This is a genomic window from Sorangium sp. So ce176, assembly GCF_051519835.1.
GTDB classification, from domain to species: Bacteria; Myxococcota_A; Polyangia; order Polyangiales; family Polyangiaceae; genus Sorangium; species Sorangium cellulosum_G.
In genome coordinates, this window is sequence record NZ_CP150371.1 from 8,143,915 (window position 1) to 8,168,517 (window position 24,603).

The 24,603-nt window shown below is 72.1% G+C and carries 17 protein-coding genes; 5 read left to right on the forward strand and 12 right to left on the reverse strand.

The genetic code is table 11. The features are described 5' to 3' along the window. Positions 1-34: 34 nt before the first annotated feature. Both WMF42_RS30600 and WMF42_RS30605 read left to right on the forward strand, forming a co-directional pair. Positions 35-2,056 (forward strand): OmpA family protein, encoded by a 2,022-nt coding sequence (locus WMF42_RS30600; protein WP_437686328.1) that lies wholly within the window; start codon positions 35-37, stop codon positions 2,054-2,056. Further along, positions 2,053-2,958, forward strand: coding sequence for a PPC domain-containing DNA-binding protein (locus WMF42_RS30605; protein ID WP_437686329.1), 906 nt, complete (start codon positions 2,053-2,055; stop codon positions 2,956-2,958). The genes WMF42_RS30600 and WMF42_RS30605 overlap by 4 nt, the downstream gene beginning before the upstream one ends. 48 nt (positions 2,959-3,006) lie before the next feature. Here the strand turns inward: WMF42_RS30605 and WMF42_RS30610 are convergent, their stop codons facing one another. From WMF42_RS30610 to WMF42_RS30655, 10 genes are all read right to left on the reverse strand, one after another. After that, a complete protein-coding gene (locus tag WMF42_RS30610; RefSeq protein WP_061605441.1) occupies positions 3,007-3,600 on the reverse strand; it encodes a polysaccharide biosynthesis/export family protein in 594 nt (197 codons plus the stop codon). After that, positions 3,600-4,946, reverse strand: a complete 1,347-nt coding sequence (locus tag WMF42_RS30615) for a hypothetical protein (RefSeq protein ID WP_233560964.1) — start codon at positions 4,944-4,946, stop codon at positions 3,600-3,602. Before WMF42_RS30615 ends, WMF42_RS30610 begins: the two co-directional genes overlap by 1 nt. Before the next feature lie 95 nt (positions 4,947-5,041). Then, positions 5,042-5,617, reverse strand: coding sequence for a hypothetical protein (locus WMF42_RS30620; protein WP_061605443.1), 576 nt, complete (start codon positions 5,615-5,617; stop codon positions 5,042-5,044). Positions 5,618-5,825: 208 nt separating this feature from the next. Next, positions 5,826-7,274: an AgmX/PglI C-terminal domain-containing protein gene (locus WMF42_RS30625; protein ID WP_061605444.1), complete on the reverse strand. Its 1,449-nt coding sequence runs from the start codon at positions 7,272-7,274 to the stop codon at positions 5,826-5,828. 191 nt (positions 7,275-7,465) lie between these two features. Further along, entirely contained in the window at positions 7,466-8,047 is a 582-nt protein-coding gene (locus WMF42_RS30630) for a hypothetical protein (protein ID WP_437686330.1), read from the reverse strand. Positions 8,048-8,125: 78 nt separating this feature from the next. Further along, on the reverse strand, positions 8,126-8,380 hold the full coding sequence (locus tag WMF42_RS30635) for a hypothetical protein (RefSeq protein ID WP_437686331.1): 255 nt from the start codon (positions 8,378-8,380) through the stop codon (positions 8,126-8,128). Between the two features lie 8 nt (positions 8,381-8,388). Then, entirely contained in the window at positions 8,389-9,747 is a 1,359-nt protein-coding gene (locus WMF42_RS30640; RefSeq protein WP_437686332.1) for a tetratricopeptide repeat protein, read from the reverse strand. Further along, a complete protein-coding gene (locus WMF42_RS30645) occupies positions 9,744-14,099 on the reverse strand; it encodes a tetratricopeptide repeat protein (RefSeq protein WP_437686333.1) in 4,356 nt (1,451 codons plus the stop codon). The genes WMF42_RS30640 and WMF42_RS30645 overlap by 4 nt, the downstream gene beginning before the upstream one ends. Further along, entirely contained in the window at positions 14,096-16,504 is a 2,409-nt protein-coding gene (locus tag WMF42_RS30650; protein ID WP_061605400.1) for a tetratricopeptide repeat protein, read from the reverse strand. Before WMF42_RS30650 ends, WMF42_RS30645 begins: the two co-directional genes overlap by 4 nt. Before the next feature lie 26 nt (positions 16,505-16,530). After that, positions 16,531-17,388, reverse strand: coding sequence for a hypothetical protein (locus WMF42_RS30655; RefSeq protein WP_437686334.1), 858 nt, complete (start codon positions 17,386-17,388; stop codon positions 16,531-16,533). A 505-nt stretch (positions 17,389-17,893) separates the two neighbouring features. Here WMF42_RS30655 and WMF42_RS30660 point away from each other — a divergent pair. After that, complete coding sequence (locus tag WMF42_RS30660) at positions 17,894-18,514, forward strand: RNA polymerase sigma factor (protein ID WP_061612403.1); 621 nt, start codon at positions 17,894-17,896, stop codon at positions 18,512-18,514. A gap of 19 nt (positions 18,515-18,533) precedes the next feature. Continuing rightward, on the forward strand, positions 18,534-19,514 hold the full coding sequence (locus WMF42_RS30665) for a zf-HC2 domain-containing protein (RefSeq protein WP_437686335.1): 981 nt from the start codon (positions 18,534-18,536) through the stop codon (positions 19,512-19,514). Between the two features lie 25 nt (positions 19,515-19,539). On the opposite strand, the gene WMF42_RS30670 is transcribed toward WMF42_RS30665, so the two are convergent. Beyond that, positions 19,540-20,040: a TIGR02266 family protein gene (locus tag WMF42_RS30670; protein WP_437686336.1), complete on the reverse strand. Its 501-nt coding sequence runs from the start codon at positions 20,038-20,040 to the stop codon at positions 19,540-19,542. A 139-nt stretch (positions 20,041-20,179) separates the two neighbouring features. Then, positions 20,180-22,900: a glycosyltransferase family 39 protein gene (locus WMF42_RS30675; protein ID WP_437686337.1), complete on the reverse strand. Its 2,721-nt coding sequence runs from the start codon at positions 22,898-22,900 to the stop codon at positions 20,180-20,182. Positions 22,901-22,993: 93 nt separating this feature from the next. Here WMF42_RS30675 and era point away from each other — a divergent pair, with 93 nt between their 5' ends. Beyond that, positions 22,994-24,505: a GTPase Era gene (gene era / locus WMF42_RS30680; protein WP_437686338.1), complete on the forward strand. Its 1,512-nt coding sequence runs from the start codon at positions 22,994-22,996 to the stop codon at positions 24,503-24,505. Positions 24,506-24,603 lie beyond the last annotated feature (98 nt).

Genomic DNA, 24,603 nt, shown 5'->3' on the forward strand with positions numbered 1-24,603 from the left:
CTCTCACCCCGGCAGTAGTAGAGGGTCGGGCGCGATGCGCGCCAACTGGAGGGTGCCGGCACGATCAAGCCTCCCGCTGCTGGCGGCCGCTGGCGCCTCCATGGCGATCTCCCTCCCGGCGCCGGCGCGCGCGGACGAGTGCGCGCCGGCGCGCGGGCTGTCGGGCTGCATCGACGCCGACAACCTCTGGCCTCACGCGGGCGCCGGCCCCTTCTTCGCCGTGGGCAGCACGGCGACGGCCCCGAGCGCGAGGGCGTCGTTCGGGGTCGTGGCGAGCTACCTGTCGCGGCCGGTGGGCCTGCGCGTCGCGTCGCCCGACCCCGACGGGACGATCGTCCATCTGCTGGACAACATGCTCGACGCGACCTTCCTGTGGTCGCTCGGGCTCACGGATCGTCTCGAGGTCACGATCGCCGCGCCCGTCACCCTGTACCAGGATGGCTCTGGCTTCTCCGATGTCCTCGGCACCGACACGGAGCTGCAGCGCAGCGTCCTGCGCGACGCGCGCGTCGGCGCCGCGGTCGCGATCGTGCCGCCGCCGCGGAGCGGTCCGCTCGGCGGATTCTCGCTCGCCGCGCGCCTGGAGCTCGGCCTCCCGACCGGCGACGAGACCGTCTTCGCCAGCGCCGGGACCGCGACGTTCGCGCCGAGCGTCGCCGCGGCGTACCAGCTCGGCAAGCTCAAGGTCGCGACAGAGATCGGGGCCCGGCTCCGCGGATCGAGCGCGCTGGTGAGCACCGAGGTCGGCTCGCAGCTCCTCGGCGCGCTCGGCGCCGCGGTCGACGTGCTGCCGGGCCGCTGGCTCACGGCCTCCGCGGAGGCGTTCGCCCTCTACACGCTCGCCGACCAGCCAGCCGGCGGCGCGGCGCTGGTGCCGGCGGAGTGGATCCTCTCGGCCACGAGCGCCCCGCTGCTCGCCGGCGACGTATCGCTGACGGTGGGCGGCGGGGGATCCATCCCGTTCGCTTCGGAGCCCGCGCTCACCTCGCCGCGCTTCCGGTTCAACCTGGGGCTCCGCTACGCGCCGACGGGGCGCGACGAGGACGCGGACGGGGTCGAGGATCGCGACGACCAGTGCCCGCTCGTGCCCGAGGATCGCGACGGCTTTCAGGACGGCGACGGCTGCCCCGATCCCGACAACGACGGCGACGGGATCCCCGACGCGCGCGACAGGTGCCGGGACGAGGCCGAGACGATCGACGGCTTCCAGGACGACGACGGCTGCCCCGACCTCGACGACGACGGCGACGGCGTGCCGGACGACGACGACGCCTGCCGGAACGCCGCGGAGGATCGCGACGGCTTCCAGGACAGCGACGGCTGCCCCGATCCCGACAACGACGGCGACGGGATCCCCGACGCGCGTGACACGTGCCCGAACGGCGCGGAAGACGCCGACGGCTTCAAGGACGACGACGGCTGCCCCGATCCCGACAACGACATCGATCAGGTCCCCGACAGCAGCGACAGGTGTCCGGATGAGGCCGAGGATCGCGACGGCTTCCAGGACGACGACGGCTGCCCCGATCCCGACAACGACGAGGACGGCGTGGCCGACGCGGCCGACGCGTGCCCGGCGACCGCCGAGACGATCGACGGAACGAGCGACGCCGACGGTTGCCCTGAGCCGACCGGCAGGTCCCTGCCGCGGTGGTCCGGCGACCGCGTCGTCCTCGATGGCCTGGCCCGCTTCCCTGCGGGGAGCGCGCGCGTGCCGCCAGCGCTGGCCGCGCAGCTCGGCATGATCGCCCAGCTCCTGCGCGGGCGCATGCCGCTCGACGTCATCATCGTGGAGGCGTATCCCGACCGTCAGGGCGATCAGTCGACGCGCGGGATCGAGCTCGCCGGCGCGCGCGCGAGCGCGGTCAAGGACCTCCTCGCAAGCGCAGGGTTCCCGGCGGACCGGATCACGGCCGCCGCTGGCGACACATCGGCTCAGCGCGCGCCTGGCGCGCCCCAGATCGAGGTGACGGCGACCCGTGCTCGGCGTGCGGAAAAGGACCCCCGTGCTCCGGGCGCAGCCTCCTCGACGACCGGAGAGAAGAAACTGCGATGAATGTTCTCGAGGCACGCCGTGCCCGTCAGTTGATCATCCGCCTCGATCGAGGCGAAGAGCTCCCCGCCGCGCTGGTGCGCGCCCTCGACGAGGCCGAGGCGCGCGCCGGCTGGATCGAAGGGGTAGGCTCGCTCGAGCAGGCGGAGATCGCGCTGTTCGATCAAGCCTCCCGCTCCTACGCAAAGACGCGCGTCCTCGAGGGTCCCTGCGACGTCGCGGCGCTCACGGGGAGCATCGCGCTCCAGCAGGGCGAGACGTCGCTGCGCCTGTCGGCCACGCTCACGCGTGAATCGGGCGTCGGTCTCCAGCTCGCCGCCGGCGAGCTCGTGTGGGCGCGGGTCTACGGGCTCGAGCTCCGCGTCACGGTGTTCGACGACCTGCCCCTCGTGCGGACCTTCGACGAGCGGACGGGCCTCATGCAGCTCGCAGCCCAGACGACCACCATCCCCACGACCGTGGGCGAGGCTCCCCGCATGGCGCCGCCGACGCAGGCCCCGGAGCCGGCCCGCGCCGCGCCGCAGGCGCCAGCCCCGGAGCCGATCCGCGCCGCGCCGCAGGCGCCGGCCCCGGAGCCGATCCGCGCCGCGCCGCAGGCGCCAGCCCCGGAGCCGATCCGCGCCGCGCCGCAGGCGGCCTCCGTTGAGCCCGCCGCGATGCCGCTGCCGCAGCGCCCCGTCCGCCGTCGCCAAGAGGAGGAGGCCTATCCGGAAGTGGGCGACAGCGTGACCCACTTCCACTTCGGCGAGTGCACCGTGATCAGCTCGGACGGCGAGCGGATCCGCCTCCGCCAGGAGCGCGACGGCCGCGTGCGCGAGGTCTCGCTGACGATGCTCCGCATCGAGCCTCCCACCGTGGATCCGGCCACCGGCAAGAAGCAGTTCCGCCTCGCGCGGAAAAACTGAGCGCGCCGCGCGCCACCTCGGCGGAGGTGGCGGACGGCGCGCGGCCGCTCAGAAGACGCGCTGGGCGACGTTGATCGAGTCCCCGGCCTGGAGCGGCACGTCGGGGATCTTGTTATCGATGATGTCCTCGACCGAGACCGTGGCGAACACGGTCTTGCCCTGGGACTTCCTGCGGATCGTGACGCGATCCTTGTTCGCGATGCTGTTGAAGCCTCCCGCCATCGAGATGGCGCGGAGCAGCGTCATGCCAGGCTGAAGCGGCAGGGACCCGGGTTTCTGCACCTCGCCGAGCACCTCGACGCGCTTCGAGTTGTACTCCCGGATGCTCACGCTCACGCTGGGATCGGTGAGGACCTGCCCCTCCATGAGCTTGGCGCGCACGAGCTCCGCGACCTCCTGCGGCTCCAGGCCTGCGACCTTGAGCCGCTTCACGTAGGGGAAGTCGACGGTGCCGTCCGGGGCGACGGTGAACGTCGAGGGCAGCTTGTCTTCCCCCACGATGCGGAGCTCGAAGACGTCCCCGACCCCGATGGTCGTCGCCTCCACGGGCGGGGGGAGGTTCACCGGCTCGGGCTGGCGCGATGAGCACGCCGCGATCGCCAGCGCGAGCAAGGTGGCAATCCACGGACGAGAACGCCGCATCACATGAACCAGCGCACGCCCAGGTAGGCCTCGAACTGCTGCCACCCGAGATAGTTCTCCACGGCGCCCGCGCCAGCCGCTCCGAGCGGCGCCACGGCGGTGCTGCTGATGTTGTTGCCGTACCGAAGGGTCGAGTTGATCCCCAGGGAGTCCCCGATCCGGTACTCGCCGAACAGCGAGGCGTCGATGCGAACATCGGTCCACGGAGCCTCGAGCGCGGGGAGGCCCCCCGATTCCGCCGGGATCCCTGGATACACGTGGGCCGCCACGCCGCCGTCGGCGATCAGCAGAAAACGCCCGCCGAAGAAGTAGGTCAGCTTGAGATAACCGCGGTCGCGCTCGTAATAGGTCCCGAGAAAGCTGTCGTGGAAATCGCGCGTGAAGCCCGCCGACAGCGAGGACAGCGCGAGAGTCGCCGCCGCAGGATCGGTCCCCGGGTTCGGCGTCAGGAACCACTTCAGCTCGAGCTGGCCGATGACGCTGTCGAAATCGTGGACCACGGCCGTGTCGCTCTCTGGCGTGTAGAAGCTCGCACCCCAGCCGGCCATCGCGAGGAGACCGAACGACGATGTCACGAGACCGTTGATCCCGATCTGCGCACGCAGCGGATGCGAGGAGTGCTGAGAGCTCGGGTTCGGGTAATCGACGAACCCCAGCGACGCGTCGTAGATGAGCGCGGTGCGCGGCAGGAAGCGCCAGCGGCCGCGCGTCCGGACCACATGCTGCAAGTTCGTCAGGCCCTCGTACTCGTCGACCTCGAAGAACGTGCCCAGGAAGCGGTAACCGAGCCGCCAGTCGAACAGCCCCCCTCCCGGCGTCCATACGAGCTCTGCTCCCGCGTCGGCATGGATGCGCCGGAAGCTCTGATTGGAGATCCCCAGATCGGAGGACGCGATGGTCCGGCCGAGCGACGCGTCGAGGATCGCGGACCACGGGCGGCGGGGCAGGATCGTCAGGCTGGCGTCGAGCAGGCCGCCGACGTTCCGTTGAGCGCTCAGCCGTTCCTGCCCCGTCTCGGTGCCGGAGACCGGGAAGAACTCGTCGTACGTCGCGGAGATGCCGCCGCGGAACTCGACGTCCGGCGGCGGCGCGTCGGGCGTCACCTCCAGGCGCTGCTGGCTCAGCGTCGAGAGCGAGAAAGACGGCGTGATCCGGAGCCGCAACGAGCCCACAGGACCGATGTCATTCGCGCCGGCACTGTCCTCCTCGGCCCTGCGGAAGAAGTTGGAGTCATAGCCGAACTCCGCCGCGATCCCCGGGTGCAGCTCGAGATCGCCGGCCCGGATCCCGATGCCCTCGGTGTACCGGCGATCTTTGAGCCAGGGCTGGTCTTGCGCCAGGGCCAACGCCGGGGACAGGGTGAGTGTGATTACGGCCGCGGCTATGGTTTCACGAAGTTTCATCGCCTATTGGGCAGTGGCAATCCGAGAGAGGCGGTCGCCTACCGAAAACAGCTACTGCACGCAGGCGGCTCGATGATGATCTGGCTGACGGGATACTCGGAAGGATCGTCCTTGGGGAGGTTCGGATCGATCGTCGCGGTGACGGCGCTGTCGCCGATGAATCCCGCTTCCTGGCCGATGCACTGGTTCGCCTCGGCCGTCAACTGCTCGGTGCGCTGCCGCAGCACCGTCAGGATCGTGAACTCATGGTTGGAGAGGTCGGCGTCACGCCGGTTCACCGCGAGCTCCAACCCCTGCCGCCGCTCGCGGGCGGAGCGGATGGCGACGTCGATCTGATTCAGCTTGTCGTTGAGGCAGAGCGTCTTCACGACGTCACGCTGCGACCGGGCCGTCTCGAGCTGGCGACGAACCGACGTGCGGGCCCCGTCCATCCGGGCGAGGAAGGTCTCGCTCTGGGCGAGCTGCTCCGCCGGCGAGAGGGTCACCTGCCGCGCAAGTCCCGCGGACGCGTCCGGCGGCGGCGCCGTCTGCGCCTGCGCAGCAGCGATGCCATGGCCGATGACGACCGAGATCAGCGCTACTGCTGCAAAGCCGGGGATCTGTTCGCGCTTCATCGAAGCCTCCGAAAGTCAGGCCCGCGGAGTATAAATGCGGGCAGACGTAATTGTCAAAACGCAATGAGCGTGCCGAGAGGCCGTAACTCGTCGTCAGGTGAACCCGTACGAGGTTCTTCCCCATTGGATGCGCGACGTCGGCGCGCCATTCATCTTCGGGTGAGGAGACAGGATTGCGCTTTGTCCAAGGATTCAGGAGCGATCGGGGCTATTGGCTCACGAACGTGACAGGGATCACGACGGTCGCACCGCCACCCTCGGGCGGCGCGAACTGCGCGCTCTGGACGCGCGCGACCACGCAGGAGATCACCGTCCCGGAGAGGCCGGAGCCGCCCGACGGGGTGGCTGACATCACCTCGCCGTTGGGGCCGATCTTCGCCGTGACCCTCACCGAGCCCTTCATGCCCGGGTCCTCCTGGAGCCCTTTGTTATAGCAACGACGGAATCCCGCGGTCATTCCGGCCACGACGGAAGGCGCATTGGAGACGCTCCCGCCCGAGACCGCTGCGCCGCCGACCTGCGCGTTGCCGACCGGCCCCTTGACCGTCTGCGCCGAGCCGGCGGTCGCAGGACCGCTGGTCCCCGTGTTGCCGATGCTCGCGAGGCCGCCGCCGCCGGCCGCGCCCGGGCGCACGGTGCCCGCGCCGGCGCCGCCCATGTTCAACCCGGCGACCCCGCCCTTGCCGACGCCGGAGCCGGAGGCAGCCGCGTTTTCGAGGAGGCCGGTCGGCACGTCGCCCGAGCTCAGGACGCTGGAGGTCGCGTTCCCGCTCGAGTTGAGCGCGCCCAGCATCTGCATGTCGAGCTGCGCGAGCTCGTTGGTGAGCGCCGCTGCGCGGGCGTCGCTGATCGCGCCGGAGCCCTTCGCCGGGCCGGCAGCCGCGCCCTTGTTCCCGCCGCCGCTCGCCGCCTTCGGCGCCTCCGCGGCGGGCGCCGCTGTCGCGGCCGGCGCGTCGGCGTTCTCCTTTGGCTGCTCGATCGCCGGCGGCGGGGGGAGCTGCTTCACGGACTCGAGGAGCTGCGCGACGTCGACCTCGTCGTCGACCACCGGGTCCATCCAGTCGGAGTAGATCGAGCCCACCGCGCCGAAGTGGAACAGGAACGAGAACGCCGCGATGATCGTGGTCGTCCAGTCGATGTCGCTCGCGATCCCCGTCCTCACCGAGACGGGTAGCTGCGGCTTGGGCTGCACCGGCGGCGGCGCGACGAACTGGAAGAGGAACGTCGTCTCGCCGACGACGATCTTGCCGCGCGCCTCCTCGCTGAGCTGGATCTGGTAGGCTTGGGCGTTGCCCGCCGGCGCGCGCTTGGCGGAGCCCTTGAGCGCAGAGAGCTCCGAGACGCCGGACTTGAAGGCGACCCGGCCCGTCATCCCGTCGAGAAAATTGAGGAAGTACTCGCCCCCCACGAGCTCGAACAGCCGAAAGCTCGGCGGGATGCTCTTGCTCGGGATGACGAACATGCTCTTTTCGCTGGGGCCGATGGTGACGTGGGTGCGCTGCTTGATGACGCGCTCCTCGATCACCTTCCCTCCCTGAACCAGGCCGATCCTGAGGACCTTCGGGCCGGTCACCGGTGCGACCGCCCGCATGACCGCGGTCATCTGCCCGGGTTGCCCGGGGCGCGACGGGGTGGGGAGCGGGTGCTGCTGGGTCATTCCAAGGGACTCCGGGCGAGAGGGGACGACGCAGGGATCGACGCCGCGCGCGCCCGGCGGCCGGAGCCGCGCCCCGGGGCCCGCCAGGCCCCGGGCCTCGGACCGCGGGAGGAGCGCTGCGCGGCGAAGGACACCACAGCCCGCGAGGGTACACGCGCGCGCACGGGCGGTCCAGGAGAGCGAGCCCGCGCTCAGCGGGACGCGCGGCGCGGACGCCGAGATGGTGCGGGAGGTTTCCTGACGGATCCGTCGAGCGGTCCCAGGACGACGTCGACGAGCGCGTCGATCGCCTCGCGCTTGCGCGCGGCGGCGGCGCGGCCGGCGCGCCCCGCCGCCGCGGAGGCGATCGCGCCGGCGGCGCCCGCGCCGAGCACGAGCGCGAGGATGGACGGGCCGGCCTGCGCGAGGAAGGAGACCGTGGCGAGGAGCAGCGCGACGAGCGCCGACAGGCGCGCCGCCGCGCGCGGCCACCCCGCGCCGACGTCGAGCCGCTGCTCGATCTCGGCGAGGAGATCGTTCGCCGCCGCGACCCTCGCGCGCGGGCCGGCGGCGGACAGGAGCTCGTCCGCGAGCCGGCGCTCCCAGCTCTCTGGCGGCGACCGCCTCGCCAGCTCGGCCAGCCGCGCGTCGACGGGGAGCGCGCGGAGCGCGCGCGCGAGCGCCGTCAGGTCCGCGCCCGTCGCGGCCGCGACCTGCGCCGGGTGGCGCCACGAGACAGCGGCGCAGGCGCCGCTCGCCGCGATCGACAGCGCGATGAAGAGCACGGCGGACACGGCGACAGGTCGAGCGCGCGCGGGGATCCCGGGGCGAGGCGGCAGCCGGAGATCGGGCAGGATCTCCGGCGCGCGGCGCTAGAACGGCTCCTTGAAGATCGCCTGCTCGATGCGGTCGAGGAACGGCTGGCGCAGCTCGGCGAGCGTGAGCTTCGGCTGGATCCGGCTCACGTCGACGGCCGCGATCGGCTTCTGGATGCGGCCGGTGATCGTGACCTCCGCGAGCGTGATGACCCCGCGCTGCTTGCCCGTCTCCTGCGCGTCCGCGCGCTCGACATGGCAGAGGGTCGCGAGCAGGACCGAACCCAGCGCAAGTGCCTTGTAGATGCTCATGGTCTCCCTCACGTGTCGGTCGCGGCGTCGGCGACGCCCCCGTCGGTCTGGGCAGCAGGAGGAGGCGGGGCCGCGGGCTGCGCTGCGGCGGCAGCCGCGTTGAGCTCGCCCTCCTTGAGCTTGGCGCGGTTCAGGAGCTCCTCCGAGTCGTCGCGCTGGCCCTTGTTGCGCAGCTCCTGGAACCTCGTCAGCGATTTGATGGCCTCCGCCACCTGCTGCTTCGGCGTCATGCCGGGAATGCTGGGGGCGAAGAGGTAGAGCAGGCCGAGGTCGTAGTGGATCTGCGGCAGGTTCGGGTTGCGGGCGAGGACCCAGTCGAACTCGCGCTTCGCGTCCGTGTAGCGCTCGAGCAGGCGGTAAGCGTCCCCGAGGTTGAGGTGCGCGGCGAGGTGCTCGGAGTCGAACCGGACGGCGCCCTCCAGGAGCGGCAGCGCCTCCTGGGCGTTGCCCGCCTCGAGCAGGTAGGTCGCGAGCTGCACCCGCGCCTCGACGAGATCGGGGCGGCGCGCGACCGCCTTGCGGAACTCCTCCAGCGCCGCTGCGCGTTGCCCCTGCTCCCGGTAGATGAGGCCACGGAGCAGCAGCGCCTCGGCGTTGTCCCGGTCGCGCGGCGGGTTCTCGCTGACCGGCTCGAACCCGTCCAGGATCGCCTGGAGCGCGTACAGGGCCAGGTCGAGGCGCCGGTTCCTGTAGTGATCGCGGGCGATGATGACCATCGCCGGCCGGTAGTCCGGGTTGATCTTCAGCGCCTCCTGCGCGAGCCGCTGCGCCGAGCCGGTGTCCCTCTGGAGCGACTTGATCTCCGCGAGCGTCGCCGCGACGGCCGCCGACTTCGGCATCTGGCCGCGCTTCTCGTTGAGCAGGCGCTCGGCCTCGCCGAGCTGGTCCTTCCTGGCGAGGAGCATCGCGTACGCGATGATCGCGGGCTCGTAGTCGGGCACGAGCGTGAACGCCTGGCGGTAGCTCGCGCCAGCGCCCGGGTCGCGCAGCCGCTCCTGCACCACGCCGAGCGAGTAAAACGCCTGGTGGGCGCGCGGGTCGGCCTGCGTCGCCTGCGCGAACAGCGCCCGCGCGTTGGCGAGGTCGCCGTTCGCGAACGCCTGCAGGCCGGTTTGATAGACCGCCGCCGCGCGGGCGTTCATCGCCGGGTGCGCGGGCTGCGCGGGCTGATCGTACGGCCGCGCCGAGCTCGGGGCGTCGGTGATGCCGTACGGCGCCTGGACGGGCGGGGTCGCGCCGGCAGGGCCCACCGGGCGGGTGGGCGCCTTCGGCGGAGGCGTCGCCTCCTCGCCGCAAGACGCGAGGACGAACGGCGACAGGGCCGCGAGCAGGCAGGCGAGGAGCGTGACAGGGAGGCGGCGCTTCATGGGACGACCGGCAGGGGAAGGGGGAGGCCGTCGGGCGCGAGCGGCGGGGTCATGCCGGGCCGCGTCCGGAGGAAGAGGCCATCCTTGTACTCGAACGGGCGCTTCGTCTCGGGATCGATGACCCCCTGGCTCCACTCGCGGAGCTTGGCGTCGCCGAGGATGTCCGTGAAGAACGCGAGCCGCTGGATCGCGTGATCCACGGCCGGATTCCGGACCTTCCACGCCTTCGCCCAGACGACGGACTCGACGTAGAACTTGACCATCGCCTGGTCGGCGTCGGCGAGGAGCCGCTCGCGCGCAGCGCGCCATTGCTCGCGCCGGTTCTGGCGGAGCGCGTCGGCGGTCTCCTGGAGGTCCTCGCGATCGCTCGTCTCGGCGAGCTTGAGGAGCTTCTCCTCCTTGTCCGTGTAGAGCCGGAGACCCGGCGGGCGCGCGTTATAAAGGCCGGTTCGGCAGGAGTCGTAGAGCGAGCCCTGCCGCGCGCGCGCGGCGGCGGACCACTGCCTCGACTCGTACGCGGTGATGACCTCCTGGAGATCCTTCCAGTACCTGTCGTTGGCCTTCTTGATGTCGGCCTCGAAGGCGCGCTTCACCTGGTCGATGACGCCCTCGTAGCGGTGGTGCCCGGTGTCGTAGTCGAACTCGGCCTTGATGCGGTCGTCGATGGCCCTGTAGGCGCACTCGGCCGCCATGTCGGCCTGCAGCGACCCGAGCGGCTTCACCTTGTCGCCGGTCGCCGAGCTCCGGAACGACGTGAACGCCGTCATGGTGTTCTTGCACCACTCCCGCGCCCGCGGGTCGGCGGCGGCGGCGCGCATCTTCGACGCGTGGTACGCCGCCTGGACGACGTACGCGCTCGCGGCCGGGTTGTTCTTGTTGGCCGTGTAGTAGGCCTCCATCGACTGCATCGCCTTGGTGCGCGCGGCGCGGTTCGGGCCCTCGTCGGAGCCCTGCTCGTCCCACGCCTTCAGGTCCGCCGACGCGACGAGGAAGTCGATGTCGGCCTTCTGCTCGGGGGGCGGGTTCAGGCCCATGAAGGTGGCGCGCGCGGCGGTCATCTTGTCGCGCTCGCCGATGTTCGCGTAGAGCAGCACCGAGTTGCGGGCCGCGTCCCGGCGCGCCGCCTGCTCGAACCGCGGGTTGCGCGCGATCGTGTCATACGTCTCGGCCGCGCTGCGGTAGTTGAAGAAGAGGACGTACGCGGCGGAGAGCGCGTCGTACGCCTGCTTCAGGTACTTCACCCGCTCGACGTAGCGCTTCGGATCGGGGTTCTTCGGAGGGTTCGCCTCCGGGTCGCCCTTCTCGAGCTTCGCCAGGTTCGCCTCGTTTCCGTACTCCTTGATGAACAGGGAGTACATCTCGATGGCCTGGTCGTAGTCGCCGACCTGCTTGTAGCAATAGGCGCCGTTCATGGCGGCCTCCGGCGCCTCGTCGCGGGCCGGCGCCTTCTCGAGCGCGACCCGGTAGAGCGCGGCGGCCTCGCGCCAGGCGGCGACGCGCGCCGGGCCGTCCGGCATCTTCTCGGCCTTCTCGAAGGCCCGTGCGGCGTCGAGGTAGTAGCCGCGGGAGATCGTCGGGCGGGCGATGTCGCCCTCCTTCAGCTTCTGCTCCTCGCTGACCGCGCAGCTCCGCGTGAGCGCCGCCTCGGCGAGCTTGCGGCTCTGCTCGACGTTGTTCTCGAGGTTCGACATCGTCGTGAGCCGCTCCCACGCCTTGTAGCCGAACTCCGTCTTGCCGCACTGCGTGTTGTAGATGGGCTCGAGCCGCCTGCGCGCCTCGGCGAACTGGCCGTACAGGAAGTAGTAGTCGGCCGCCTGGAACGCGTAGAGGTCGATGTTCTTGGGGGCGTCGAGCGCGGGAGGGACGCGCTGGATGTACTCGTCCCGCGCGGTGACGGCCGCCTGGGCCTCGGCGGGCAGCGGCTCGGCGATCACGCGCTGCTCGTCGCCCTCGCCGACGATCTTGAGCTTCTCGCGCGGCTCGAGGCCCTCGGCGCCGTTCGTCCGCTGGAAGAGCTTGTGTCGATCCAGGAGCGCCTGGTGGGCGGTGTCGACGACCATGTACGCCGCCGGCTGCAGGTACTTGTCGTCCTCGTTCGAGTCCCGCACGCCGACCGCGGAGCTCCTCGCCAGCTCGACCTCCTGACGCGTGGGCGAGCGATCCATCGCCACCGTGATCACGACGACCATGTGGTGCGCGTCGGCCAGCCAGTACCGGCTCTCGTACGCGTCGGGGGCGTTCTCGTCCTGGGCCAGGTAGCCGGCCCAGCCCTGCGCGGCGAGGCGGTACTCGCCGAGCGCGCGCTCGAAGATCGGGTCGCGCGTCTCCTTCTCGCCCACGGTGAGCGCCTGCTGCACGAGGGCGCTGCCGGCGTTCGTGTGATCGGCGGCGGCCCGGCGGAGCCCGCCGCGCACCAGCCGCTCGGCGGTCTGGATCGCCTCGGGATCGTCCTTGTTGGCCTCGACCCACGGGGTCGTCCCCACGTACTGGGCGAGCTTCGTGCGCGCCTCGAGCGCCTTCGCCGAGTTCAGCGCCCGCTCGGCCGTGCCCTCACGGGACTGCGACGTGAGCGTGTCGTAGATGTCCGCTATCTGGTTCTGGACGACGGGCGCGTCGCGGTGCATCGGCCACTTCTGGAGGATGATCTCGCTCACCTCGATCGTGTTCCGATACTGGTTGAGCTCCTTGAACTCCATCGCGAGCGCCTTGTAGACCTCGACAGTCCACTTCTGATCCTGCGGGATCAGCTTGGGATCCTGGACGCGCTCGATGGCCACCCGCATCTTCTGCTCGGCCATGCGCGGGTCGGTCTCGACGTCGAGGACGTCGTTGCGCGGGATGTACGGCTCGTCCGGTCCGGGGCCGACGAAGTCGAGGTACGTGAGCGAGCCGGCGATGTAGGTGTACGCCTCCGCCCGGAAATCCGCGCCAGGATCGCCGGTCAGCTTCTCCTGCTCGTCGGTGTAGCGCAGGAGCTCGATGAACTGGCGGACCGACGTCTCGTAGCGCTGCTGCTTGAAGTACGTCCAGGCGAGCTTGTACATCGCGACGCCGTGGACCGGCGGCTTCTTGTACTTGATGGACTGCCGGTACGCGGACTCGGCCCTGTTGTAGTTGAACGGCCCGCCAGCGCGATCGATCTCGTTGAAGTGGTAGTCGCCGATCTGCCACCAGATCTCGGCGATGTAGCGGGGCTCGGCGCCGAGCGCCGTCTTCTGTGGGATCGGCTGGCAATCGTCCGCGTACGGGTTGCTGTAGGTCGTCTCGTCCTCGACGACGGGCGCCTGCCCCCTCCCGGCCCTGCGGGCGGGCTGGAACGCCCGGCCGCCCGGCGTCGCGCCGATCGGCGTCGGGTGGCGCGCCTCCCAGCCGGTCCAGTAGTCGTCGTCGTGGTCCTGAGGGAGCCCGCCGACGGTGTCGCGCGTCGGATCCTTCGGATCGGGCTCGACCGGGTACGGGTACCTGTTGTGGCACACGAGCGAGCGCCACACCTGCTGCGCCTCGGGGAATCGCACGGAGTCGTTCAGCGCGTGACCGAGGTAGTAGTAGATGCCGGCGAGCTCGCGGTACTGCGGGAACTCGCTGATCACGCGCTTGTAGAGCGCGATGGCCGGGAGCAGCGCGGCGCTGAGGTCCTCGCTCGCGTCGGAGTCCGTGCGGGCGCGCTCCTCGTAGAGCGCGGCCAGGCGGAACATCGCGTCGGGGGTGTTCTCCGGGTGGGCGTTCGGGCCGCTGTAGCGCTGGACGAACACCTCGAGCCGGCGGATCGCCTCTTCTCGGGCGTCGCGGAGCCCCTTCCGCTCCGTCTCGATCTCGCGGTCGAGCGCCGAGAGGATGCGGCGGCGCCGGTCCTCGTAGTGGTGCTGCACGATGCGCGTGATGGCGCCCCGGTAGTCGCGGGCCGCCTTCTCGTAGGCGGACGCCTCCTTCTCGAGCTCGGCGAGCGCGGCGAGCTGGGCGGGCGTCGGAGGAGGAGGCGGCGGCGCCTGCTTGCGCCCGGCGGACATCGGGGGCGCGAAGGGCTGCACCGGCGGAAGCGCAGGGGGCGCAGGGGAGGCCGCAGGCTGCGCGGCGGGCGGCGGGGCGCCCGGCGTCGTCGGCGCCGTCGCAGGGACGGCGGAGGTCGCAGGCGCGGGCTGGCCGCCCGGCTGGGAGAGCGCGAGCGGCGCGACCGCCAGCACCAGGGCAAGGCTGGCGAACCCGAGCGCGCCGCGCGGGCGGCGGCGCCCCGCGCGCGCGACGCCGCCGAGCCGGGCGCGCGCGGCCCCGGGCCCGAGGATCTGCGCCCCTGCTTCTGCGCGCGGCGCGTCAGGGATCTGCGGCGCGCTCGCGCCGCCATGCTCCTTGCTCACTTCTCGTCCTCCGGATCGCCGCTGTCGTCGAGGACCTCGTTGAGCTCCTCCTTGAGGACCCGATCCTCCCGGGCGCGCTCGACCTGCAGGCTGCGGACACGCGTCATCTGCTCCTCGCGGACCTCCCACGCCTCCTCGGTGATACCCACGTCGGCGCGGAGGATGATGTTCTTCAGCCGGTCGCGGACGAGGCCGAAGTTCCTCATCGCGACCTCGCCGACGACGAGGCGCGCCTCGCGGTCGAGCGCCTCGAGCTGCACCGAGTAGTGCACGACGCTCGCCGTCTCCCGGCCGACGATCTGCCGGAGCCCCGCGGACCTCTGGGCGACCTCGCCCTCGATCTCGCGGAGCGCCGCCTCGAGCCTGGCGTCCGCCGCGTCGCCGGAGCGGAGCACCGGCGCGATCCGCTGCGCGTACGCCGCGAGATCCCGGCCGCCGGCGCCCGCCGCGGCCAGCTCGACCTCGCGCGTCAGCGCGTCGCGGTGGGCCTTGCGCACCTGCGCGTCCTCGATGAAGCGCTGATCGCCGAAGCCGACCTGGACCCGGCCCGCGCTGATCTGCCGGCGGAGCACGTCCGACTGCTGGCGGTAGAGCGCGAGGTCGCGCTCGTTCTGCGCGAGCTCGTGCTCGAACCGCGCGACGCTCGCGGGATCGCGGACGACCCCGGCCTGGGGCCCCTCGCGGAGCACCCGCCGGAGGCCGTTGATCGTCGCCTGGAGCGTGTCCATCTGCAGCGTGAGCTGCTGCAGGCGCTGCGACTGGGTGTTCCACTGTCGGAGCGCCTGCGTCTCGCGCTCCTGGAAGTCGGCGTCGGTGACGGGCACGCGCGAGAGGCGCTTCTCCAGCGCGCGTCGCCTCGCGCGCACGCTGCCGATCTCGCCCGAGAGCGAGCCGTCCTCCACGTCGTCCATGCCCTGGCCGAGCGCGAGGCGCGCCAGCGCGACCCGGTTGAGCAGCGCGAGCGCCTTCTCCTCGCCCGCCCTGAGCGCCGGGAACGCGCGCACCCGGTTGGGCGAGCTGAGCACGGCGTTCAGCTTCTCGATGAGCTCGTTCGACTGCTTGATCAGCTCGCGGCACTGGTTGATGTCGTCGATCACCGCGAACGCCGCCGGGCCGTCCTCGGCCTCGCGCGCCCACTGCACCGCGAGCGGCGGGAGCGCGGAGCTCGTGTCGAGCGTCTCGATCTGCTCCTGGCTCAGCTTGTCGTAGTAGACAGCGGGATCGCTCGTCGAGCCGAGGAAGGCGTCCACGCGCGCGCGCATCGGGTCGTAGGTGGCCCGGACCCCCTCGTACACCTTCAGCGCCTTCTCGAAGCGGCCGGCGCGGAGCATCAGGTCGCCGCGGAGGAGCGAGCCGTCCGCAATGTTCTGGCTGTCCGGCTCGGCGATCGCGAGGATCTCGAGCGACCGCTGGGCGCGGTCGACGTCGCCGAGGCGCACATACACCCAGGCGAGCTCGTAGAGCATCGTCCCGAACTCGGGCGAGACGCGATCGATGTGGCCGTACGCTTGCACGGCCTGGGCCCACTGGTCGGCCTCGTAGAAGAGCCGCCCGATCGCGAGCCACGCGAGGTCGATGACGCGCCGGTGCTCCGGCGTGTCGGCGGGGAGCTGCGTCACCCGCTGGAACAGGTCGATCGCGGCGACGTAGCGGGTCTTGGGCGCCGCCGCGGGCGCCTCGTCCTCCTTGAGGGGCTCCGGCGGGGGTGTCGCTTCCTTCACCGCGATCAGGCCGAGCAGGTACCTCGCCTGGTGGAAGTACTCGCTCTGCGGGTCGACCGCGCCGAGCGCTGCCTTCGCGCCGCCGAAGTCCTTCTTCACGTAGAGGCCCTTGCCGCGGGCGTACGAGAGGGCGCTCCCCGCCGCGCCGGACGGGACGTTGTTCATCGACGCGAAGACGGCGTCGAGGGCGTCGTAGTCCTTGATCCGCAGGCAGATGTCCACGAGCCGGCCGAGCGCCTTCGCCTGGTAGGCGGCGAAGCGCGGCTCGGCGCCGCTCGACACGATCCGCTGGAAGACCCGGCGCGCCGAGAGGTACTGCTTCGAGCGGAAGTACGTCTCGCCGAGCAGCGACAGCGCGTCCGGGAACGCCGTCGGATGGTCAGGGTACTTCTCGACCACCTGGTTCAGCACGTTGGCCGCGCGCTCGTAGTCCCGGGAGCCCATCAGCAGGACGGCGTCCGCGATGCGCTGCGCCGGGGTGCGCTCCTCGCCGCGAGACTTCTGGATCGCCGCCTGGATGGCGCCCAGCCCGGAGGAGACGGCGCTGATCTGCTGAGACGCGCTCGAGTAGGCGCGCTCGGAGTCCAGGGCCCACGCTGCGGAAGGGGCCGCGGTGGTCGCCGCGCCGAGCGTGAGCAGGCCAAGCAAGGCAGGGATTACCCGCGATCCGGAGTCCCAGGTCATGGCGACTTGTCCTAACGAGCTCGATGCTACTTGCCACCCGCGGCGGCGGCCGGCTGCCCAGGGGCATCCGCGAGGCCGCTCACGATCTTCTCGACGAAACGCACGGCTGGCCGCTCTTCGAGCGGGGTCGTCACCCCGCCCTTCTCGAACGCGACCGCCTGGAGGTTGATCGTCTTGCCCTCGACGGCCGTGAAGGAGTGGCTCGATCGCACCTCGAAGCGGTAGCCGCGGAGGTAGGAGAACACCCCGTACCCGTTGCCTTGCAGGTTCACGAGCACCTGGAGGGTGTGATCCCCCGGCGGGACCGAGCCGTTGAAGATCGGGATCTCGGCCTGCTCCGCGAGGGCTCCGGACTGATCGGTCTTGTTGTACTGGACGGCGCCATCCAGGACGATCAGCACGCGCGTCACGCGGAACGCGGTCGAGAGCTCGTTGTTGAACTTGATCGCGGCGCGCGAGCCGGCGCCCCCCCCGGAGAGGATCGTGTCGCTGAGGAGCGAGAGCCGCGTGTGGCTGCGGCGGATCTGCTCCTTGAGCTCATCGATGCGCTGCTCCAGGTCGCGCAGCCGCACCGAGTACGTGGGGCCATCCATCGCCGGCGCGGCGGCGCCGCCAGCCGGCCCGGCCGCGGTGACCGGTGACGCCGGCGTGCCCGCGGACGGCGCGCCCGCCGCGGCGGCGGGCGCAGGGGCGGGCTGCGCTCCGCTCGCTGTCGAGGCGGCCGGCGCCGTCGGGGCAGCCGGCGGCGTCGAGGCGGCCGGCGCCACAGAGGCGGCGGGAGCAGCGGTCGTGCCCGTCGCGCCGCCCGGGCTCTGGGCAAGGGCGGGCATGGCCATCAAGAACGAGGCCCCCACCCCCACAGCCAGCATCCTGATAAGTCGCATCGAAAGGTAACCTCGTGGTTTTACCCTCGTCAGCAGAGGGGGGCGACCTCACGCCCGGTGCCGGCGAGTCTAGTGGCGGCAGGCTTCCGAGCGCAACGACCTGGACAGCTTCCTCTCTCCCGCGGGGCGTCCGTCGCCTGCGGCGTGACGACGCCGCCACACGAGGCAACCGGAATCGTTCCGGAACCCTCTTTCCGTTCCGCGCGCGGACGGCGCGGCCGGCAAGCTCCCCGGCAAGCGAGCGACGCGGCTGCGGCGGGCGCCGCGCGCCGGGGACGCCGTCCGGCGCGCGCCCCGGCGCGAGCCGCCCTGTTGACGGGCGAAGGGGGCTCGCTCGCTCGGGGGCGGATCCGCTAAGGTGCGCTTGTGTCAGGGGAAGGAGAGCGCCTCAGATCTTCGAGCCGCGCTGCGCGTCCGATCCGACGCCGCGGTCGTCGCCACGAACACCCCGCCGCTCGGGCCGCCGAAGGAGCGCCGCAGAGGCTCGGCCGCTCCGGGAGCTAGGATGGTCCCGATTTCTCGAGAGGAGGTCACGGACGAAGCGCTGATGATGCGCTTTCAGGGCGGGGACCGCGCCGCGTTTGCCGGGCTCGTCCGGCGGCACAAGACGTCCATCTACAACTTCATCCTGCGGCAGGTCCGCGGACCTGCCGTCGCCGAGGATCTGGTGCAGGATGTGTTCGTGAAGATCGTGCAGAGCGCCTCCGATTTCAAGCACGAGGCGAGGTTCACCACCTGGGCCTACGCGATCGCGCGCAACGTCTGCATCGATCACCTGCGCAAGATGGCGCTCCGGCGCCACCCGTCGCTCGACCAGGGCTCCGGCGACGGCGGCGACGGGCCCACGCTCGGCGAGCGGACCGCGGACCCGGCGCCTCAAGCCTCGGTGGACCGGGTCGCGATCGGGACCGAGATGGGGCAGCTCATCCTCCGGGCGGTGGAGGGGCTGCCGCACGAGCAACGGGAGGTCTTCCTCCTCCGGGAGATCGGGCGCGTGCCCTTCAAGGACATCGCCCAGATCGTAGGGGTGCCCGAGAACACGGTGAAGAGCCGCATGCGCTACGCCCTCGAGCGGCTCCAGGAGGCCCTCTCGGAGTACGAGGACTACGCGAGGGCGCTGCGCTAGCGCACCGGAAGAGCTGCCTATGGACTGCGAGAAGTTCGATCAGCACGTGATGGACGCGCTCTACGACGAGCTCGACGAGCTGACAGTTGCGGCCATGAAGCGGCACATGGACGGCTGCGCCCGGTGCGCCTCGGCGTTCTCGGGGCTGCGCGCGGCCCGCGACGTCGGCTCCTTGCCGCTCGAGGAGCCGAGCGAGGAGCTCGAGGCGCGGATCCTCGAGGCGGTCGAGGTCGCGCAGAAGAAGACGCCGTTCCGGCGCAAGGCGCTCCGCGCGCTCGCCTGGGCCGGCAGCCACGCGATGCGGCCGCAGCTCGCGATGGCGGCGCTGTTCGTGCTCGTCATCGGATCGAGCCTGCTGCTGCTGCGGCCGAAGACGGGCGTGGCGCCCGTGCGGGTCACCGAGTGGGGCCAGCCTGTGTCGGATCAGCACGAGCCGCCCAGCGTCGCCGCGCCCGTCGCCGCGCCCGCCGCAGAGGAGGACGGCCGGCGCCTGGCCGAGGCCAAGGCGAGCGAGCCGCCCAGGGCGGTGGAGGCGACGAAGGAGAAGAGCGCGCGCGGGGCCGGGGCCCCCGAGGACAGCGCGAGCGTCGCGCTCCGGGATGCGCAGGCGCTGCAGCGCAAGTCGGGCTGCGCGGCCGCCGTCGGCAAGCTCGATGAGATCGGCGCGCGGTACCCGGGCACGCCGGCCGCGCACGCGGCGATGTGGGACGCGGCCAGGTGCTATCAGGCCTCCGGGGACGCCGAGAAGGCGCGCGAGCTGCTGCTCGCGCTCCGCTCCGCCAAGGGCTATGGCGATCGCGCCGAGCAAATGCTCGCGGGCCTCGACGCGACAGCCGGGAGCGCGAAGCAGCAGAACGCGGCCCCGGCGGGCGCCTCGGCGGCGCGGCGCGCTGCGGCGAAGGCGGCGGCGCCCGCCGCGCCTCCGCCTGCGGCCGAGGGCGACGAGAAGGGCGCCTCGCAGCCCGCGCAGGCGGCGCCTCCCGCCACGACGTCGCGCTGACGGCGCCGCCGGGCGGGCGCCCGCGTCAGTTCGAGGCCACCGGAGCGTCGCGGATGTAGGCGATCGTCCTGATCGTGTCCACGATGCGCTCGCGATCGTCCGGCGTGAGATCGACGAAGCGGATCCCCATGCCCGGGTTCGGGTTGTCGTGGAGGGGGCGCACCTCATTGACCCACTGCACCGTCCCCTCGAGCACGTACGAGCCGTCGGACCCCGGCGGCGAGAAGCGGAGCGTCAGCCGCGTGCCGATCGAGAGGGGCTGCGTCGTGCGGACGAAGATGCCCATCTCCGAGATGTTCGTGATCGATGCGTAGAGAAACGTGTCGTCGGTCTCGCAGTCGACGAGCCACGTGACGTCGAGGCGCTCGGACGAGCGGCGGTCGAGCGAGTCCGGTGCGAGGCTCTCGCGCTCGGCCTCCTCGTCGGCGTGATTCGCGTCACCATGGGCGCTGGCCTGCGCGCGGGAGCCCGATGTACCGCCAGGCGCCTCGGGTGGATGGTTCGAATCACCACGGCCCCCGGTCATGTTTCTGCGACTAGCCGCTTTCCGCACGCGCGTCGAGGGCGCTCGACGCCGGGCCCCGCGCATCGACGACGCTCGATACCGGGCATCGCGGCGAGAGGCCGCGCGGCGCGCCAGGCGTCGGGAATCCCACAACGGCGGCTCACCGCACGCGGATGACGCCGCCGCGGACGCGGTTCTCGTGGTCGGGCCCGCGCGTCACCTGGAAGCGCGTCTCGCCGACGAAGAAGCCGAAGTAGAGCGTGTAATCGCCCGGGGTGAAGTTGGGTTCGAGCTGGAGCTCGTGGTCGTCCACGAGGATGTCGCCCGGTTGCCACAGGCTCAGCGGGTAGCGGCCCTCGAGCACCGGATGGTCGCCGTTGTAGCGGCGCTGAAACCCATCGATGTGAACGAACATCTTCCAGTTGCCTGTGATCGGCTGGTGGACGCGGAAGTAGGTCCGCAGGTGGTAGCTCTTCTGGGGGATCACGCTCGAGACCGCCCGGCCCTCGTCGTCGGTCAGCTCCCAGCCGAGCACCTCGAGCTCATCCTCGAACATCGCCTCGACCGGGTTGGCGGGAGCGACGGGCTCGTCGAGCACGACGCGGCTGAGCCAGCTCTCGTTCGGTTTGCCGCCGAGCTCGTTCGATGCGAGGAGGATCTGGCTCGAGCGCCCGTCGAGCACGGGTAGGTTGCGCTTGTGGTGCTTGCGGAAGAGGCTGTTCAGCCTCGGTAGCTCGTCGGATTTCACGACGAGCCAGCGGCGCGCGGCGGAAGCGCCGTCCGCGGAGCCCGCCGGGGCGGGGGCGGTGAGCCAGGTGAACGCCTGCTGGGCATCGCTGAACGAGGTGATCTCGCCGCCCTGGTAATAGGCCGCGGCGCGGCTCCGGACGCCGAGCGTCGCGAGCGGCTCGCCGGGTCTGCGCAGCGTCTCGTACGACTCGAAGACCTCCTTCGGCGAGAGCTGGGCCGCGAGCGCCGGGTAGTACCAGAAGCTCAGCAGGAAGCCGGCGATGAGGCCGGCGAGCGGCGTACCGAGGGCGCGGGGGACGGAGGTGCGCGCGACGACGAAGCGAAACGCGTCGCGGATCGCGACCAGCACCACGGGGCCCGCCCCGAGCAGCAGGGGGAGCGCCCACCAGGCGTTCATCCCGACAGCGGCGAGGTGGTTCGGCATCCTCGCGACGGTCCCCCACCCGATGCGCTTGCCGACGAAGAGCATCGCGCCGACGCCGATGAGCGCCGCCTCGAGGACGATCATCAGGAACAGCAGGTTGCCGTTCCAGATGCGGGCGAGCTCCGCGGCGCAGGCGTTGCCGTCGTCGGCGAGGCGCCGCGCCCACGCCCTGAGGCCGCGACCGTGGGCGCGGGGTTGCTCCTCGAACCAGGTGAGCGCCACGAGGCCGGCGAACACGAGCAGCACGAGGCGCATCGCCGAGGCCGCCTCGTCCTCGAAGCTCTTCGGGAAGACGGGCTTGTCGACGGAGAAGACGCCGAGGGCCCTGTCGGGCGAGAGGACGAGGTCCCGGTAGAGGACGAAGGCGAGCACGGAGCAGCCGACGGCGAGCGCCCGGGAAGAGGGCGCGCCGCGCTCGAGATCGCGGATGGCGAGCGCGGCGATCGCGGCGAGGAGCGCGGGGGCGCTGAACGGGAGCGCCCCGGCGTGCGGCGCGAGCAGCGCGAAGGCGCCGTAGGCGAGCGCCGACGTGACGACGAGCGCGATGCGGACGCCCGCCTCCGGATCGAGGCCGGGCGCGGCCGCCGCGGCGCGAGGGGCCGACGCCGCCGCGGCAGGGGCGCGGAAGATCCGGCCGATGGCGAACGGCAGGAACGCGCTCCACGGGAAGAGGGCGTGTCCGAGCTGGCGCAGCGTGAGATCGAACGTGGACTCGACCGGCGGCTTCCTGAGGAGCGCCACGCCGAGGGCGCGCGGGAGCGGCTCGCCGGCGCTCGCGCTCGCGAGCACGGCGACGCCCTTCACTGTCGCGGCGACGCCGAGCAGCAGCGCGGCGCCGCCCACGAGGTCGCCCAGCGTGGCGCGCGGGCCCTCCGGCGCGGACCACACGCCGGACGTGCGGAGCAGGAGCCAGGTGAGGCCCGCGCCGAGCGCGGGGACGGCGACGCCGATCAGCAGGCCGCGGCTGAGGTATCCCGCGGCGAGGCCGAGGAGCCCGACCGCGATCCACGCGGCGGGCGCGATCGGGGCGGCCCGCGGCGCGGGTCGCGCGCCCTCGATCAGCGCGCCGGTCAGCCCGCAGAAGGCCATCGTGAGCGCGGCCATCGTGACGATGTCGCCGAGCATGGTGCGGGCCTGGATCACGTAGAGCGGCATCGTCACGAGCACCGCGACGCCGTACAGGCCGGCCTTACGGTCGACGAGGCGCGCGAGGAACTCGTACAGGACGAGCGCGCCGGCGAGCCCCCACAGCGCGAGCGGGAGGCGCCCGGCCCAGTCGTGCAGGCCGAACAGCCGGAAGCCGAGCGCCATCGAGGTGAACCCGAGCTCGCCCGTCCCGAGGTCGGTCAGGGTCGGCATCTGCCCGGCGGAACCCGCGAGATCCAGGCCGCGCGCGCCGAAGGCGTGGATGGCGATGCGGCGGGCGAGGTCGGCCCGGTCGAGCTCGTACGGGTCCCAGATGCCGCTCTTGCCGAGGAGGGGCAGCAGCGCGAGGGCCGCGAGCGCGAGGGCCACGAGCCGGGCAGGGCCGCCTGGCCGGGCGCCGACGACCGCGCCGGACCGGCCCGTGGCCGGCGCGCCGCCGATCTCCGCCGAGCGCTCCTCGAGGGGTGGCGCCTCGGCGGGGGGCGGGGCTTCGCGCTCGTGCGGCTCGGGGGCGGCGGGCGGGGCCCCGCTGCGTGGGTCCCCTCGGTGGGCGCTCGACATGCGAGGCAACCCCTTACCGCCTTCGCGCGCGCTTGACCACGGATCGCAGGGAATGGTTTGTGGCCCCCCTGGGCGTCTGCTATCGCGCGCGGCGTGGTGAAAGGCCGTCTCAAGAGCACGCCCCGGGACGCGAAAGCGCGCCCGCAGGCGCCGAAGCCCTCCCGGGTCGCCCCTGGCTCCCGCCCTGCCAGGAACGATGGCCGAGGTAGCCGCCGCGGCGCGCCCTCCGGCCAGGAGCCGCGGGCCGGCGATGCGGCGCCGCCGCCGGGGCGCGCGCCCCGGCGCGACAGCGAGGCGCACGCCGAAGGCGGGCCGCCACGCGCGGGCAAGCAGGGCAGCGCGGAGCGCGCTGGCAAGCGGGGCGGCGCGGAGCGGGCCGGCGCGGAGCGCGCTGGCAAGCGGGGCGGCGCTGAAGGAGCGGCCAGGCGGGCCGGCGCGGAGCAGAGCGGCGCGGAGCGGACGGCGCAGCAGCGGCGCTCCGCGGGGCGCTCGCCCGACGCAGCCCGCAGCCCGGCCGGACGTGGGCCGCGCCCTGGCGGCGGCGCGAAGGGGCGCCCTCCCCCGGAGCGCGCGGCGGGCGCGCGGGGCGGCGCGCAGCCGCAGCGGAAGAAGGGCGACGGACCGAGGCCGACGGAGCAGGCGGACGCCTCCTTGCCGAGGCGGTCCGGGCGCGTGGCCCTGGTCGGGCGGCCCAACGTGGGCAAGTCGACGCTGCTCAACGCGGCGCTCGGTCATCCGCTCGCGATCGTCTCGCCGACGCCGCAGACGACGCGCGACGCGATCCTCGGGGTCGTGCACCACGGGCCGGCGGAGATCGCGCTGCTCGACACGCCGGGGCTCCACCGGCCGCGCACGGAGCTCGGGCGGGTCATGAACCAGGCGGCGCGCGAGGCGGCGCGGAGCGCCGACGTCATCGTGTTCGTGACGGAAGCGCCGGATCCGGCGCGCCTTCCGCGGCGCGTGAAGGAAGACGAGGAAGGCCCGCCGCTCGCGCCGCACCCGGGCGACCTGACGCTGCTCGCGGACCTCGGGAGCGAGGCGCCGGTGGTGTTCGTGCTCAACAAGGTCGACCGGATGCGGGACAAGGCGCTGCTGCTGCCGCTCCTCGACGCGTTCGCCAAGATCCGTGATTTCGCGGCGATCGTGCCCATCTCGGCGCTGCGCGAGGACGGCGTTCAGCGCGTGCTCGACGAGGTGGGGAAGCTTTGCCCCGAGAAGGACTGGAGCTTCGCGCCCGACGAGCTCACCGACAGGCCGACGCGCTTCTTCGCCGCCGAGTACGTCCGCGAGCAGATCCTCCGCGCGACGAAGGCCGAGGTGCCGCACGCGAGCGCCGTGCAGATCGAGCGCTACGTCGAGCCGACGGGCGACGGCGCGCTGCACATCGACGCGACGATCCACGTGGAGCGGCCGGGGCAGAAGAAGATCCTGATCGGCGCCGGCGCGGAGCAGCTCAAGCGGATCGGCACGGAGGCCCGGCTGCGCATCGAGGAGCTCGTCGGACGGCAGGTGAACCTCAAGCTCTGGGTACGGGTGACGCCGGAGTGGCGCGAGTCGCTGCAGCGACTGGAAGAGCTCGGCTACAACAAGGGAGACGCCTCGTGAGCGCGGCAAAATCAGCTCTTTCCAGATTGTCCAAGCGTGGCCCGGGCGCCGCCGGAGGCGGCCGGGCGGTGAAGAAGGGTGACGCCCCCGAGACGAGG